Here is a 14,450-nt window from a genome sequence, read left to right on the forward strand (position 1 = left end):
CGGAGGTTGTTCGATTTTTCGTATATAAAAGCTGACAGAAGATATGCAATGCACGGGCGTTATGTGCAACGTTCGCCGTTACCTCGAGGTTTCTTGCGGCAGACGAGCGCGATTGAGCTCAAAGCCGATAAAACGCGAATCCCTCTCCTCGTCGAATAAAGAGGAAAGGGATTCGATGCTCGCGATGAACTGTCGGCCTGCCGTCGGTGTGTCGTTACTGCGTTCCGACGTAATTGTATTACGGTATGCTGGAAGTGCGCAGGGTGTTCAAATCATCGGGTTGGCCGATTATTTCAGCGACCAGGTGGAGCCGGAGGGCTTGTCTTCGATGGTGATCCCCAGCTCGCCGAGACCGTCGCGAATCTTGTCGGCGAGCTCGAAATTCTTGGCCTTGCGCGCGGCGTTGCGCGCGTCGAGCTGGTGCGCGATCAGCTGATTAAGCAGACGGTGCTCGGCTTGGGCGTCGGTGCTTTGGGTATTGGCTCCGCCTGTTGATGCTGCCGCATTCCAAGGTTCGGCCAATGGATCCAGACCCAAGGTGTCGAGCATCGCGCGCACGCTGATCAGGGTTTCGCCCAGTTTTCGTTCCTCCGCGCGTTGCAGGTCGCCAAGGCTTGTGACGTCCGTACTCTCCTGGGGATAAACCGTATCGTAAAAGATGTAGTAGAGGTTATTCGGAAGCCTTGCAGGCATGGAATCCTTACCCGTATGTTGTCGAAGTATCTCTTTTGCAGGCTGGTCGAAGACTCGTGAGACTTTTTCCCGGAGCTGTTTTCCGCTGAGTTGCGGTTCCGTCTTGCCCAATTCGGAGACGATGTACGCCATCTGGCTCAGCAGTTCTTTCTCTACGGCCTCGGGTTGGTCCGTTTTCTCTGCCAGTAATTTTCGTGTCGCTTTGATATTGGACAGGTACCCCGATAATGAATTGCCTTTTTTAATATCAACGAAAATCGCCGCCAAGGCGCCGGAAACATTGATGTCGTTGTTCATCGCCGCGGTGAAGTCCTTCGACAATGCATCCGCGTTGATGTTTTCGAAGTCACTGTTATTTGGCTGGCCATTATCTTCGATTCCGGTCAATGTCTCAGAGAGTCGGTTCTCCTTCTTGAGTGCTCTTCCGGCTCCATTGATGAAGTTCATGATGCGTTTGTAGGCCGCGTTGGCCTCGGCGAGTGTCTGATCGCTCCACTCGAGCATGGAACGGTATTGCACACCGCCCAAGGCGTAGCGCACCACCCAAGCCGAGTTCTGGGCGAGGACGCTCGGCACGGAAAGCCCGTTGCCCAGCGACTTCGACATCTTCTCGCCCTTGGCCGTGACCCACGCCGAGTGCATCCAGACGTTCGCGGATTCGTAGCCGGCCGCGCGCGTCTGCGCCATCTCGTTTTCGTGGTGGGGGAAGCGCAGGTCGAGGCCGCCGCCGTGGATGTCGAACATGCCATCGAGGTAGCGGTGGCTCATTGCGGAGCATTCGATATGCCAGCCCGGGCGTCCGGTGCCGAACGGCGTCTTCCAGCGCGCGGTTTCTGGGTCGCTGGGCTTTGAGGCCTTCCACAATGCGAAATCGCGGGGATCGTGCTTGGCCGGGTCGTAATCGGCCGGGTCGACGGGATTGTATTTGTCGTCGCCGGACTGGTCGACGCTAGGGCCCATGCTGTCGGTGATGGCGCTGGCCTCGTCATACGTTTCGCCGGCGCTTTGCTTCTGGTGGGTGAGCTCGCCGTAATGCGGCCAACTGGCCACGTCGAAGAACACATTGCCGGTGGGTTTGCCGTTTTCGTCGGTGATCACATAGGCGTGGCCGCGGTCGATCAAGCGTTGGATAAGGTCGACCATGTCGCCGATATGGCCGGTGGCTCGGGGCTCGTAGGTCGGGGGCAACACGCCGAGCGTGTCGTAGGCGCGGGTGAATTCGCGCTCATAATAATAGGCGCGTGCCCACCACTGCTGGCCGGCCGCCGCGGCCTTGTCCAAAATCTTGTCGTCGATATCGGTGACGTTGCGGATGAAGGTGACCTCGTATCCAAGTTTCTGCAGCCAACGCCGCACGATGTCGAAGGCGACCGCCGCGCGGATATGCCCGATATGCGGCGAACTCTGCACGGTCGCACCGCAGACGTAGATGCCAACCTTGCCGGGCACGATCGAAGTGAACGCGGACACTTCGTGCGTGGCCGTGTTATACAGCTTCAGGTCAGCGGCGGCCTGCGAGCGGCCCTGCGACGTTGATGCTTGCGAAAGGTTGGAATTCTGCGGTTTTGTGGCGTTTCCCATAACTTACAAGACTATTGGCTTTTGCCGACAAAACGGATTCGCGACGTTCGCTTGAAGTCAATTGACGAAGATTTTGGGGTGACGAAATGTCACAATGGAATCATGACGACGCCGAAAGTGTTTATTCTGCAACATGTTCCCTGCGAAAAGCCGGGACGAATCCTTGATAATCTTGATGATCTCGGCATGACCAGCGAAACGTTGAGCATCGCTGCGCAGTCTGATCCCGATCTGCCGAAAAGCGAGGAGATTGCAGGGCTGGTCGTGATGGGCGGGCCGATGGGGGCGCTGGATTTTAAAGAATATCCCGGGCTTAAAACCGAGGCAAAGCTGGTGCGTAAGGCCGTGAAGGCCGGCAAACCGGTGCTCGGCATCTGCTTGGGCCACCAGATCATCGCCACCGCGCTCGGCGGCAAACTGCAAAGCGGCAAATGCTCTGAGGTCGGCTTTGCACCGATCAAGCGGGTCGCCAAAAGCGATTGGTTGCCGATGTGGACCGATCAGATGAACGTGCTCAACTGGCATAACGACGTCGTCTCCGTACCCGAAGGTGGTCAGCTGCTCGCGTCGTCGAAATATACCGAAAACCAGGCGTTCAGCTACAAAAGCGCGCTCGGGCTGCAATTTCACCTCGAGGTCACGCCGACCTTGCTGGACGAATGGCTCACCGAGCCGAGCATGATCGAGGGTATGAAGAAAAGCCAGATCGAGAAGATTCGCGAGGATTTCAAGCGTTACGACGTCGAGCTGCAGCCGCTCGCCGAACAGGTCTTCTCCGCGTTTGCTGTGCGTTGCGCCGCCAGCGCCCGTGCGTTGAGTGCGTGATGCAGAGATAATCACAGAATCAGGCCGGAAACTGTGATTATCGTCGTGTGTTCGGTGATTATGCAGAGCAAATCACAGAATATGGCCCGAAATCGTGATTTTCTCTGTAACTTGGCGCTCGATGCAGCGATAATCACAAAATGACGCGAGCCTGTATTCGGTTTACGGCGCAAACTGTTGATAGGCGGCGGTACCATCGAATCACTATGCCGACTTATGACTTGGGACTTGAACACGTTTCGCTCGATTTCGCGACCAAAACCATTTTCACCGATGCCACGCTCGGCGTCTTCGAAGGCGACCGCATCGGTATCGTCGGCAAGAACGGCGACGGTAAATCCACATTGCTGCACCTGCTTGCCGGTACGCAACAGCCTGATTCCGGGCGTGTGACCACTCGCAACGGTCTGACCTTCGGCATGCTTGACCAGCGCGATCCGCTGGATGACAACGCCACTTTGCGTCAGGCTGCGCTCGAGGGGCGTGAGGACTATCAGTGGGCTTCCGACACCCGTTCGCGCGAGGTCGTGGAGGCGCTGCTGGGCGGCCTGAGCCTTGACGTGAAAATCGGTTCGCTTTCCGGCGGGCAGCGTCGTCGGGCGGATCTGACACGGCTTTTGCTCAAGGATTGGGACATTCTGGCGCTTGACGAACCTACGAATCATTTGGATATCGTCACCATTCACTGGCTTGCCGAACACCTGAAGAACCGTTGGGCCGCAGGGTCGGGCGCGCTGCTGCTGGTCACCCACGACCGCTGGTTCCTCGACGAGGTCTGCGAGTCGATGTGGGAGGTTCACGACGGGGTGATCGACCCCTTCGAAGGCGGCTACAGCGCCTACATGCTTCAGCGTGTCGAGCGCGATCGGCAGGCCGACATCCGCGAGGAACGCCGGCGCAACCTGGCGCGCAAGGAATTGGCGTGGCTGACCCGCGGCGCCCGTGCGCGCGCCACCAAGCAGAAGTTCCACGTCAAGCAGGCGCACGAATTGATCGACGACGTGCCGCCGTTGCGTAATACGTTACAGCTCAAGCAGATGGCGACTTCGCGCCTGGGCAAGCAGGTCGTCGACCTCAATGACGTCACGCAGATTTTCGAGCATCTCAACGGCGAATCTCCATCTGTTGCATTGAACGCGTCTGAAGGGGCAACGGCTTCGAGCGACATTTCGGGCGCTGACTCCGCATCCCGCGTCGATATCGTCCCGGCCTTGTACGAGGAGCCGAAAGTCATCGGTTCCGTCGAGCTGGCTGTCGACGATTTGGACGACGACCGGCTGGTCGATGCCAAGGCGGTGAACGCTGCGGCCGGGGAAACGCCGGTTGCTGCGGAAACGAACGAAGCCGAAGTGTCTGCCGATCAGGCAAACAGTGCAGCTGATAAGCGGGCAACAGATGCCGACGAGACGAACGGCGGCGAATCGGAAGCCGTGGACGTGCCCGCAGTGACTTCGTCGGCGCAGCGAGTGACGGTTAGTGGTCGTAAGATTCTTGACGATGTGACTTGGCTTATCGGCCCGGGTGACCGGTTCGGCATCGTGGGCGCGAACGGCGCCGGCAAGTCGACCCTGCTGAAGATCATCGACGGGACGTTGACACCGACGAAGGGGCACGTGAAGATCGGCAAGACCGTGAAGTTCGCAGTGCTTTCGCAGCGTCTTGACGAGTTGGAGAAGCTCAACAAGTACAAGATCAAGGAAGTGCTGAGCCGCTATAAGCCGACCTACGAGGTCGACGGCAAAGAAGTTTCGACCAGCCAGCTGATGGAACGGCTCGGCTTCTCGGCTGCGCAATTGATGACACCAATCGCCGACCTTTCCGGAGGTCAGAAACGTCGTATGCAGCTGCTGCTGATTCTGCTTGACGAGCCGAATGTGCTCATCCTCGACGAGCCGGGCAACGACCTCGATACGGATATGCTCGCGGTAATGGAGGATTTGCTGGATTCGTGGCCGGGCACCTTGATTGTGGTTTCCCACGATCGCTATTTGCTGGAACGCGTCACCGACGAGCAGTTCGCATTGATTGGCGGCAAGGTCCGTCACCTTCCCGGCGGTGTCGACGATTACCTTGAGATGGTGCGCAAGATAGAGAACGGCGCCACGCTCGATGAGATTGCCGGTGACAATCGCGGTGGTAAGTCATCGCGCAAGGGTTCGGCTGCGGGCAGCGGCGGCGCGGCTGGATCGCAGCCGTTAAACGCAAGTGGAAACGCTGATAGCGGTGACGAAGGTTCCGATTCGCAATCCGGCGCGCCAAAGCTGACCGGCAAGGCCTTCCACGACGCCACTCGTCGTCTTTCGGCCATCGAGCGCAAGCTGGCCAAACTCGAAACCGAAAAAGCGAAGATCGAGCAGCAGATGGCACAACACGACCCAGCCGATTACGAGGGTTTGGGCAAACTCAATGAGCAGTTGAACGCCAACTCCGACGAAAAGGACACCCTGGAAGCCGAATGGATGGACCTCTCCGAGCAGGTCGAATAGGCCGATTTGCCATCCTTTGTATTTCCAAGGATCAATAAGAGCTATTTCCGATGAGTGCAGTAGCAAGGACACGAAGGTATTGCCGAATATAATTGCAATACAATGTGAGCCTGCACAAGGAAAACAAAAGGTGGGTATGGTTTGAAATCATACCCACCTTTAAACAGATGAATCAGAGTTGGTCAGCGTCCTCGAATCTCGCTGCCGACCACCTTTTCGCTCAAGGCGTGCGGGCCGCGGGTCACGGCGACGGCGCCGGAACGGACCAGCTCGATGATGCCGTAATCGTGCAAAAGACCGAGCAACGCATCGATCTTGCCCTCGGCGCCGGTGGCCTCGATGGTCAGGGACTCGGGGTGCACATCGACCACGCGCACGCGGAAGAGACGCACGATTTCCAGTACGTCGGAACGGTTCGTCTCGTTGGCGGCGACCTTGATCAGCACCAGCTCGCGTTCGACGGCGTCCATATTGTCGAGATCGACGATTTTCAGGACGTGCAGCAGTTTGTTGAGCTGTTTGATGATCTGTTCCAGCGGCACCTGCTCGACGTCGGCGGTCACGGTGACGCGCGAGATGTCGGGGCGCTCGGTGGGGGAGACGGAAAGCGAGTTGATGTTGAAGGCACGGCGGGCGAAGAGGCCGGCGATGCGCGCCAGCACGCCCGGGCGGTTCTCGACCAGGACGGAGAGGGTGTGGCGCTCGCTGTGCGGAGTGGATGCGGGGTAGATTGCCATGATGTTCCTTTCGCCTTGTCCTTATTCTTCTGTTTTTCCTGCAGTCGTAGTGCCGTCGGCAACGGCTGGTTTGCCGGTATCGTTCTGAGGCTCGTCGGCATTCGAATCTGAACCTGAATCCGGGCCGTCATTGTGCAACAACGGCTGCACGCCCGGCTTGTAGGTGACGGTGTCATTGGACTGCCCGGCGGCCACCATCGGCCAGACCATCGCGTCCTTGTAGACGCGGAAGTCGATCAATACCGGACGGTCGTTGATCTCGTTGGCTCGCTTGATCGCGGCTCTCGCCTCGTCCTGCGTTCTCGCGCGAATGCCGACGCAGCTATACGCCTCGGCGAGTTTCACGAAATCGGGGACGTTGATGATATCTTCGGTATTTTCACCGTCCTGAATGCTGGTCTGCGAATAATGCTGGTCGTAGAAAAGCGTCTGCCACTGACGCACCATGCCGTAGACGGAATTATTCAGAATCGCGATTTTCACCGGCGCATTGTCGATGAACGCTGCCGCGAGCTCCTCGCTTGTCATCTGGAAGCTGCCGTCGCCGTCGATCAGCCAGACCGGCTTTTTGCCGCCGAAATCACGGGCCGAACCGACGCGCGCGCCGATGGCGGCCGGAAGGCCGAAGCCCATGGTTCCCAAGCCGCCCGAGGAAATCCAGGAATGCGGGTTTTCGAAATCGATCAGCTGCGAGGCCCACATCTGGTGCTGGCCCACGCCGGAAACCCAGATGGTGGAAGGCGCGGCCTGACGTGAAAGCTCCTCGACGACCCACTGCGGCGAAAGCGTGCCATCGGGGGTCTCTTCGTCATACTTCATGGGGTATTTTTCGCGCCACGAGTTGATGAGATTCCACCACGGCTTGAGATTCGTCGCGCCGCGTATGGCCTGCCCGCGCTTGATCTCGGCGTTCAGGGCGTCAAGCACTTCCGCGACGTCGCCGACGATCGGCACATCTGGCTGGCGGCGTTTGCCGATTTCGGCCGGGTCGATGTCGATGTGGATGACGCGGGCGGCGGGGGCGAAAGCCTCCATCTTGCCGGTCACGCGGTCGTCGAAGCGTGCGCCGATGGCCACCAGCAAGTCGCATTTCTGCGTCGCAGCCGTCGCCGCCAACGTGCCGTGCATCCCCAGCATTCCCAGCACTTTCGGATCGGAATCCGGCACGATGCCGCGAGCGGGGAGCGTGGTGACGATGGGGGAGTCGGTGAGGTCGGCGAGCTGTTTGACCTGCGCACCGGCGTTGGAACGCATGGCGCCGCCGCCGACATAGAGCACCGGACGATAGGACTGCTCGAAGAGTTTTGCGGCCTCGCGCAGGACATGGCCGTGAGGCTTGGTCGTGGGATTATAGCCGGGGAGTATCATTTTTTGCGGCCAAGAGTAATACATTTCACCGACCTGCGCGGTCTTGGAAACGTCGACGACGACGGGGCCAGGGCGACCGGAACGTGCGATATAGTGCGCTTCGGCGAGCACGCGTGGGATGTCCTGTGCGTCGGTGACGAGGTAGGAATGCTTGACCACGGGGTAGGTGATGCCGACGGTGTCGGCTTCCTGGAAGGCGTCGGTGCCGATTGAATCGATGCCGACCTGCCCGGAGATGACGACGAGCGGAACCGAATCCATATTCGCGTCGGCGATCGGGGTGACCATGTTCGTGGCGCCCGGCCCGGAGGTCACGATGCACACGCCCACGCGCCCGGTGGCGACGGCATACCCCTCGGCCGCGTGACCCGCGCCCTGCTCATGGCGCATCAGCACGAAACGGAACTTGGTGTCGTCGTGAATCTGGTGATACACCGGCAGGATGGCGCCGCCTGGAATGCCGAAAACGTCCTGCACGCCCAGATCTTCCAGCGCGCGGATCAGCGCCTGTGCGCCGGTCATCTTCTCGCCGTCGACGAGAGTCTGTTTGCTTGTCTTCGTCGGTGCTTTCTGCACCCCGCTGAATGCCTGTAAAGGCGTTGGTGACACCATCGTTCCTCTTATCTCTTCGGGTTTGTAGGAATTGTCTTCTGACCTGCTGCGTATGGTGTACGTCTGCATGGTAATGACGCTCGGTGTTCGCTCGCCCGTTCGTGGCAGGCCGTGGCGCTGTGCCGATGTGCTCAATATCATAGCGCCTTGCATGTGCGGAAAACGCTTATTGCCCAAATATTGGCGGGGTGTCGCAAGTCTGTGGGGATTCGAGGATTCGCTATTTTCGCTACGATTTTCCATCGTTGTGATGATGGTGCTTTTTAGCCTGATGGCGGCTCGGATTCGTGTCCAATTCCGTCCATGCGGCTTTTGCCGCGGCGAGTTGGGCCTTGCGTTTGCTGGAACCGGTGCCGACACCGAGCACTTCGTCATCGTCTCCGACGACGGCGCGAGCGGTGAAGACTTGTGCATATTCCGGGCCGCTGACGGCCATGCGGTAGCGCGGGTCTTCAAGCCCCATGCCGTGTGCTTTGACGGTCAGTGAGGTCTTCCAGTCCAGCGCCGGGCCTTCCGTGGCCACTTTTTTGAGCTCGTCATCGACAAGATGGTGCACGACTTTGCGTGCCTCATCAATGCCGTGTTCCACGAACGTCGCGCCGATCAGGGATTCGACGATATCGCAGAGGATCGAGCTTTTCTCGGCTCCGCCTGATTCCGCTTCGCCGTGGCCGAGCAGGATATAGGGCCCGACCTGGAGCTTTTCGCGCGCGATCTGCGAAAGCGCCTTTTCCGAGACGGCCATCGCCCGCATCTTCGCCAGCTGGCCTTCGTTCATGTCGGGATGGACACGATACAGGGTTTCGGTGGAGACGAACTCGAGCACCGCATCGCCCAGGAATTCCAAGCGTTCGTAATTCGGCGCGCCCTCGTGCTCGTGCGAGAAGGAGCGGTGGGTGAGCGCCATCACCAGCATATCCGGCGAAAGCGTGGTGCCCAGCCGGTCGAGCAGCTCTTGCTGCGGGGAACCAGGTCTGGCGGTTTCGGTTTGGGGCGCTCCAGCGGGTTCTCTGCCGGAAGCGGAAGTTGCCGATTCGGCTGCGCCGGTGTGCGAAGCTGCAGTGGGTTTTTGGTTTGCGGCGATAGTTGCAGGTTTGGCTGCACCGGTTTGCAAGGCTGCTGTAGTTTGGTGCAAGCCCGAATCGGGAATGGTGTTTTCGGTGTTGTGTGAATCGGTCATGATGGTCCTTTTATACGGATATAACCCCGACGAACATATTGCGGGCACCAAGCCGGTTGATGGCGAATACTGCGATATCGAATATCGTCAGGTATAGCCGAACCGTATTGGTTACTGTAATACATCTGCGTGGCGGTATGATGGTGTTTTTTAGATTAAAGCCGAACGTAAGTAGAGATGCAAAAGCCCCGCCACCCGTCGATGGCAGGGCTTTTATCTGCTAGTGTTTCACTTGCTCAGCGACTTGCTGATAGCCTCGCGATACACGCGGCCGCGGAACGAACCGCAGCTCGGGCAAGCCATATGCGGCAGGGTCGGCGCACCACAATTGGGGCAGGCGACGGTCTTGGCCGCGCTGGCCTTCCAGTTGGAGCGGCGCGAATGCGTATTGGCTCGCGAAGTCTTGTACTTTGGCAGTGCCATGGTATTCCTCTATTTCGTTCGAACAAATTGAGCTTAAGCGTAGACAAGTCTAACGCAATCTCGGTACAAGCTCTACTTGCCTTGTTTCGCTTCCTTCTCCAGCTCGGCCTTGAGACCGGCCAAAGCCGCGAAACGGTTGTCGACCACGTCGTGATGGTGATCGGGGTTGTCGTTCAGGTTGATGCCGCACTGCGAGCACAGCCCCTTGCAATCCGGCCTGCACAACGGCTGCAGCGGCAGGTTCTCGACCAAGGTGTCGCGCAGCAGCGCTTCGAGGTCGGCGTAGTTGCAATCCGGGCTCAGCGGGTAGGTGTCTTCCGACTCGTCCTCGCCGGCGATGATGTCGATATCTTCGTCGTGCTTGCCGTGCCCGTTATCGGCGTTGACGCTCGCTTTGGCGGAATCAAAGGGGAAGAACGCGGTGACATCCATGCCCCAGTCGCGTTTGAGAGGTGTGAGGCATCGTACGCATTCGGCGTGGACCGGCGCGTCGAAATGGCCGGTGAAAATCAGTCCGTCGACGATGGAGTCGAAGGAACCGTTCACCTTTACCGGTGCGCCTTCCTTGACTCCGATGACATTGTCGCCGATGCCGCTTGGTGCCGGAAAGTCGGCGTCAACGGTTTTGCTCTGGCCGGGCCGCGAGATGATCTGCCCTACACAGACGGCCCATTGCGAATCTTCAGGTCTGCTCATATATGTTTATCGTTCTTTCGGATCTTCAAGATTCCATGATCTTGTCTGTACTATAATGCTATTCGGTTTTCTTCGCTGACGCCTGGCTTTGGGCCATCGCGTCGGCTTCGGTGGTTTGAAGCTGTTGGGCCGCCTCGCGCTGGCGTTTGTCGATGACGTCGATGCCGTTGCGAATGTCGCGGTCGTAGGTGGAGACCTGCTCTTTCAGGGCTTTCATCACGTCGGCGCAATAGGCGTTGGCCCCTTGTACCAGCTTGGTCGACCTGGTCTGAGCGCTGTCGACGATAGCGCGTGCCTTTTGCTGCGCCAGATCCACGACACGCTCCTGGCCGGCGAGAATCTGCGCCTGCTCCTCGGCGTTCTGCTTGATCTGCGCGGCTTGGCTCTGCGCCTTGGTAACGATGGCCTGCGCCTGGCTCTGCGCGTTCTGCAGCCTACGTTCGGCCTCGCGCATCAGCGAGGAGGCACGTTCAAGCTGGACGGGCAGCATGGCTTTGAGCTGTCCAAGCTGGTCGAGGAACTCGTCACGGTCGAGGCGCACCATGCCGGGGGTGAAAATGCTCGGTTTGGTCTCCTCGATGGAGGAAGTCATCTGATCGATGATGTCATAAACCGTGGTGAATTCGTCGCGGCTTTTGCTTTCGGCGTTATCTTCTGTGGCCGATTCGGAATCGGATCCAGCATCATAGCCGGAATCTTCGCTGCGATGTTCCCGCAGGTCAGGAAGGTCGGCAGGCGAGGCGAAAAGCGGCTTGGTGGCTTTCACAGAGGGCGCATCGTCGTTGTCGGCAATGTCGGAATCGTCGGCATCGTAAGTTTCCTCGTGCTCAACGGAGCTTTCGGCTTCACTGTCCTTTACGCTGTGGTTCGGCGAAAGGTCGTCGATCGGAATGACCTTGGAAAGGGTATCGTCTTCCTCGTCGTTGAGGTCTTTTTCGTCCACCATCATTGACTCTTTTCTTTTTGAAGTTGTTCGGCGAGCATACCGACCACGCAATTGGGCACCATACCGGTGACGTCGCCACCGTGGCGCGCCACATCTTTGACGATGGTGCTGGAGATATGCTCAAGAATCGGGTTGGCCGGCAGGAACATCGTCTCGACGCCGGAAAGTTTGCGGTTCACCAGCGCCATGCCGAGCTCGGCCTCGTAGTCGCCGTTCTGCCGCAGACCCTTGATGATGACCGATGCTCCGACTTTGGTGCAATAATCGGTGATCAGCCCGTCGGTGGAGGCGACGACGACGTTGGGGTATCCGTCTTTTACCAAGGCCCGCCTGATGACGTCCACGCGGGTCTCTTCGGAAAACATCGGGGTTTTCGCGCAGTTCACAGCCACGACGACATGTACCGTCTCGAAAATGCGCGCACTGCGTTCGATAACATCCAAATGCCCTGCCGTGACTGGATCATACGAGCCTGGGCACACTGCAATAGTCATACTCCCAAGAATAACGCCTGACGCTGATTTCCGCTGTTGCCCGGGTCTTCAAGGTGCCGGTGATTGTTGTCTTTTGATGTTTTCGCTCTTGATAAACGCAACATCGAATCGCTGTGATGCCTAGAGATGAATGACATGTTCATCGTTGTTTACGGTAAACGCCGGACGTTATGATATAGGCGGTATTGCGGTGATTGACATGTGACTGTATAGCCGAATAAGGAGACGTGATGACTGGTTTTTTCGAAATGTTGAATAGTGATGGGCGGCCGAACGATTGGCTCGATATGGCGGGGTTCGAGAATCCTTCCGAAGATTCGGATTCGGGCGCGGGGACGGCGGTGCTCGAGCGTCCGGAAACCAAGGAGGAGCGCAAGCTCGACGACAACGGCGATGCCGATCGCTTTGCGCATTACGTTTCGCGTGACCGTATGCGCGAGTCCCAGCTCACCGGACGGCCCGTGGTGGCGCTGTGCGGCAAGATCTGGGTGCCGAAACACGATCCGTCACAATATCCGGTCTGCCCGGACTGCAAACGTATCTACGAGGAAATGACCGACAAGTAAAGTCAGGTTTCTTGCGCGGAGACGATTATTGTTTCGCCGTTTACATAACAAAGGCTGGGCATACCAGAAATCGACGGTATGCACAGCCTTTTGCTTTATTTTGTACCTCTTGGTGCGCCAAGAGGGCGACTATATAAAGAATTGAGTGATATTCGTCAAATTTTGGGGCTCTTGGTGCACCAAGAACCCCGTTTTCTGAAGAATTCACCCCAAAGCGTCGTATTTGGGGGTACTTGGTGCACCAAGAACCCCCAAAATGAGCAAATTGATGCCGGGGCAGCAGATTATGATGCTGCGAGTACGTTCTTTAGAGCACGTCGATCTGCGTGGGGATTGAAGGATCGCCCTTCATCAGCGACTGCGCGGTGATCGGCAGCTCGGCCAGGGCCTTTGCATGGTAGTCGTGCGCAGCGGTGATGGCGTCGTGGCCCTGATACTGCTTGTCGGCCTCGCCGTGGTCCATGTAGGTGACCATCAGATCCTTCCAGCCGTCTTCGGGCTGGAAGGCGGCGAGCTTTTCCTCGGAGCCCGAAATGACGTGTTCGGCGGTGGCCAGGCCATATTCATAGGAGCGGAAGGCAAGCTTGCGGCCGGGGACGGTGGCCTTGTTCTCGGAATGCTTGGCGACGGGAACCATTTCGCCGCCTTCGCCTTCGCGTTCGGTGAGCTTGTAGACCATCGCGCAGGTCGGGGCGCCGGAGCCGGTCACCAGCATCGTGCCGACGCCGTAGGAGTCGACCGGGGCGGATTGCAGGGCGGCCAGCGCATACTCGTCGAGGTCGTTGGTCACCGTGATCTTCGTGTTCTTGGCGCCCAAAGCGTCGAGCTGGTTGCGGGTCTGCTGGGCCAGTTCGGCGAGGTCGCCGGAATCGATGCGCACGCAGCCGAGCTCGGGGCCGGCCACCTCGACGGCGGTCTTGATGGCTTCCTTGATGTCATACGTATCGACCAGAAGCGTGGTGTTCGCGCTCATCGCCTTGACCTGCGAGGCGAAGGCGTCGCGCTCGGAATCGTGGACGAGGGTGAAGCAGTGGGCCGAGGTGCCGATGGCCTTGAGGCCGTAAAGCTGGGCGGCGAGCAGGTTCGCGGTGCCTTGGAACCCGCCGACCACTGCCGCACGGGCGGCGGCGACTGCGGCCCACTCGTTGGCCCGACGGCCACCCATGTCCATGCACGGGCGATTGCCGGCGGCGCTGGACATACGTGAAGCCGCAGCAGCTACTGCGGAATCATAATTCAGAATAGAAAGCAGCAGCGTCTCAAGCAGCGTGCACTCGCCGAACGTGCCTTCGACCTCCAGGATCGGGGAGTCGGGGAAATACATTTCGCCTTCGCGATAGCCCTTGATCGAGCCGGTGAACTTGAAGTTTTTGAGCCATTCGATGGTCTTGGGGCTCACCACCTTGCGATCGGAGAGGAACCTGAGGTCGTCGTCGTTCAGGTGGAAGCGCTCGAGCGCGTCGAGGATGCGGCCGGTGCCGGCGACGACGCCGTAACGGCGGCCTACGGGCAGGTGGCGCGTAAAGATCTCGAAAACGCACTTGCGGTTCGCGGTACCGTCGCGCAGAGCCGCGTCCAACATCGTGTATTCGTACATATCGGTCATCAAAGCCGGTGAATAATCCAGCATCACATGCCTCCCTGGGGTGTGCCTTCCGCGCCCTTTGCATTGTCGGCATCGCCGGCCTGGGCACGAGATTTGCGTCGCCGGGCTGACCGGCCGCGTTGCTTTTCCACCTCGATTCTAACGCGGCGCGGCGATTAATAGTAGTAATGACTATAAGTAGACATTTCGGCGTGGTTTGCTCGGTGTCGGCTCTCGGCGCGCTCCGTGAATCGCACC

At 58.7% G+C, this 14,450-nt stretch carries 12 protein-coding genes; 3 read left to right on the plus strand and 9 right to left on the minus strand.

Features of this window, described 5'->3' with window-relative positions:
- Nucleotides 1-288 precede the first annotated feature (288 nt).
- The gene (cysS, locus tag OZX71_RS01495; protein ID WP_277160233.1) at nucleotides 289-2,274 is read right to left on the minus strand and encodes a cysteine--tRNA ligase; all 1,986 of its coding nucleotides are present in this window, start codon (nucleotides 2,272-2,274) and stop codon (nucleotides 289-291) included.
- 102 nt (nucleotides 2,275-2,376) lie between these two features.
- Here cysS and OZX71_RS01500 point away from each other — a divergent pair, with 102 nt between their 5' ends.
- Nucleotides 2,377-3,099 carry a type 1 glutamine amidotransferase gene (locus OZX71_RS01500; protein ID WP_277160234.1) on the plus strand — a complete coding sequence of 241 codons (723 nt, stop codon included), beginning with the start codon at nucleotides 2,377-2,379 and terminating at the stop codon, nucleotides 3,097-3,099.
- 206 nt (nucleotides 3,100-3,305) lie between these two features.
- A complete protein-coding gene (locus tag OZX71_RS01505) occupies nucleotides 3,306-5,585 on the plus strand; it encodes an ABC-F family ATP-binding cassette domain-containing protein (RefSeq protein ID WP_277160235.1) in 2,280 nt (759 codons plus the stop codon).
- Between the two features lie 182 nt (nucleotides 5,586-5,767).
- Here the strand turns inward: OZX71_RS01505 and ilvN are convergent, their stop codons facing one another.
- The 7 genes from ilvN to coaD all read right to left on the minus strand — a co-directional run bounded on the left by ilvN (nucleotide 5,768) and on the right by coaD (nucleotide 12,041).
- On the minus strand, nucleotides 5,768-6,322 hold the full coding sequence (gene ilvN / locus OZX71_RS01510) for an acetolactate synthase small subunit (RefSeq protein ID WP_277160236.1): 555 nt from the start codon (nucleotides 6,320-6,322) through the stop codon (nucleotides 5,768-5,770).
- A 21-nt stretch (nucleotides 6,323-6,343) separates the two neighbouring features.
- Nucleotides 6,344-8,302 carry an acetolactate synthase large subunit gene (locus OZX71_RS01515; RefSeq protein WP_277160237.1) on the minus strand — a complete coding sequence of 653 codons (1,959 nt, stop codon included), beginning with the start codon at nucleotides 8,300-8,302 and terminating at the stop codon, nucleotides 6,344-6,346.
- Between the two features lie 229 nt (nucleotides 8,303-8,531).
- Nucleotides 8,532-9,218, minus strand: a complete 687-nt coding sequence (gene rnc / locus OZX71_RS01520) for a ribonuclease III (RefSeq protein ID WP_277160623.1) — start codon at nucleotides 9,216-9,218, stop codon at nucleotides 8,532-8,534.
- 492 nt (nucleotides 9,219-9,710) lie between these two features.
- Nucleotides 9,711-9,905 carry a 50S ribosomal protein L32 gene (gene rpmF / locus OZX71_RS01525; RefSeq protein ID WP_277142447.1) on the minus strand — a complete coding sequence of 65 codons (195 nt, stop codon included), beginning with the start codon at nucleotides 9,903-9,905 and terminating at the stop codon, nucleotides 9,711-9,713.
- A 72-nt stretch (nucleotides 9,906-9,977) separates the two neighbouring features.
- Nucleotides 9,978-10,601, minus strand: a complete 624-nt coding sequence (locus OZX71_RS01530; protein WP_277160238.1) for a DUF177 domain-containing protein — start codon at nucleotides 10,599-10,601, stop codon at nucleotides 9,978-9,980.
- 58 nt (nucleotides 10,602-10,659) lie between these two features.
- Nucleotides 10,660-11,550: a cell division protein gene (locus tag OZX71_RS01535; protein WP_277160239.1), complete on the minus strand. Its 891-nt coding sequence runs from the start codon at nucleotides 11,548-11,550 to the stop codon at nucleotides 10,660-10,662.
- Nucleotides 11,547-12,041, minus strand: coding sequence for a pantetheine-phosphate adenylyltransferase (gene coaD, locus OZX71_RS01540; RefSeq protein WP_277145703.1), 495 nt, complete (start codon nucleotides 12,039-12,041; stop codon nucleotides 11,547-11,549). The genes OZX71_RS01535 and coaD overlap by 4 nt, the downstream gene beginning before the upstream one ends.
- Nucleotides 12,042-12,271: 230 nt before the next feature.
- Between coaD and OZX71_RS01545 the strand changes: the two genes are divergently transcribed.
- On the plus strand, nucleotides 12,272-12,607 hold the full coding sequence (locus OZX71_RS01545; protein ID WP_277160240.1) for a DUF3039 domain-containing protein: 336 nt from the start codon (nucleotides 12,272-12,274) through the stop codon (nucleotides 12,605-12,607).
- A 307-nt stretch (nucleotides 12,608-12,914) separates the two neighbouring features.
- Here OZX71_RS01545 and OZX71_RS01550 read toward each other — a convergent pair whose 3' ends face one another.
- On the minus strand, nucleotides 12,915-14,237 hold the full coding sequence (locus tag OZX71_RS01550) for a nicotinate phosphoribosyltransferase (protein WP_277160241.1): 1,323 nt from the start codon (nucleotides 14,235-14,237) through the stop codon (nucleotides 12,915-12,917).
- Nucleotides 14,238-14,450: the final 213 nt, after the last annotated feature.

Origin of the sequence: Bifidobacterium sp. ESL0764, from assembly GCF_029395515.1 — a bacterium.
In the GTDB taxonomy this organism is placed as follows: domain Bacteria; phylum Actinomycetota; class Actinomycetes; order Actinomycetales; family Bifidobacteriaceae; genus Bifidobacterium.

Excerpts from the sequence above, each read along its gene's own strand:
- OZX71_RS01515 (WP_277160237.1), bottom strand. The coding sequence starts at position 8,302 with ATGGTGTCACCAACGCCTTTACAGGCATTCAGCGGGGTGCAGAAAGCA.
- rpmF (WP_277142447.1), bottom strand. The coding sequence starts at position 9,905 with ATGGCACTGCCAAAGTACAAGACTTCGCGAGCCAATACGCATTCGCGC.
- rnc (WP_277160623.1), bottom strand. The coding sequence starts at position 9,218 with ATGCTGGTGATGGCGCTCACCCACCGCTCCTTCTCGCACGAGCACGAG.
- OZX71_RS01550 (WP_277160241.1), bottom strand. The coding sequence starts at position 14,237 with ATGCTGGATTATTCACCGGCTTTGATGACCGATATGTACGAATACACG.
- OZX71_RS01530 (WP_277160238.1), bottom strand. The coding sequence starts at position 10,601 with ATGAGCAGACCTGAAGATTCGCAATGGGCCGTCTGTGTAGGGCAGATC.
- OZX71_RS01535 (WP_277160239.1), bottom strand. The coding sequence starts at position 11,550 with ATGATGGTGGACGAAAAAGACCTCAACGACGAGGAAGACGATACCCTT.
- ilvN (WP_277160236.1), bottom strand. The coding sequence starts at position 6,322 with ATGGCAATCTACCCCGCATCCACTCCGCACAGCGAGCGCCACACCCTC.
- coaD (WP_277145703.1), bottom strand. The coding sequence starts at position 12,041 with ATGACTATTGCAGTGTGCCCAGGCTCGTATGATCCAGTCACGGCAGGG.
- OZX71_RS01500 (WP_277160234.1), top strand. The coding sequence starts at position 2,377 with ATGACGACGCCGAAAGTGTTTATTCTGCAACATGTTCCCTGCGAAAAG.
- OZX71_RS01505 (WP_277160235.1), top strand. The coding sequence starts at position 3,306 with ATGCCGACTTATGACTTGGGACTTGAACACGTTTCGCTCGATTTCGCG.
- cysS (WP_277160233.1), bottom strand. The coding sequence starts at position 2,274 with ATGGGAAACGCCACAAAACCGCAGAATTCCAACCTTTCGCAAGCATCA.
- OZX71_RS01545 (WP_277160240.1), top strand. The coding sequence starts at position 12,272 with ATGACTGGTTTTTTCGAAATGTTGAATAGTGATGGGCGGCCGAACGAT.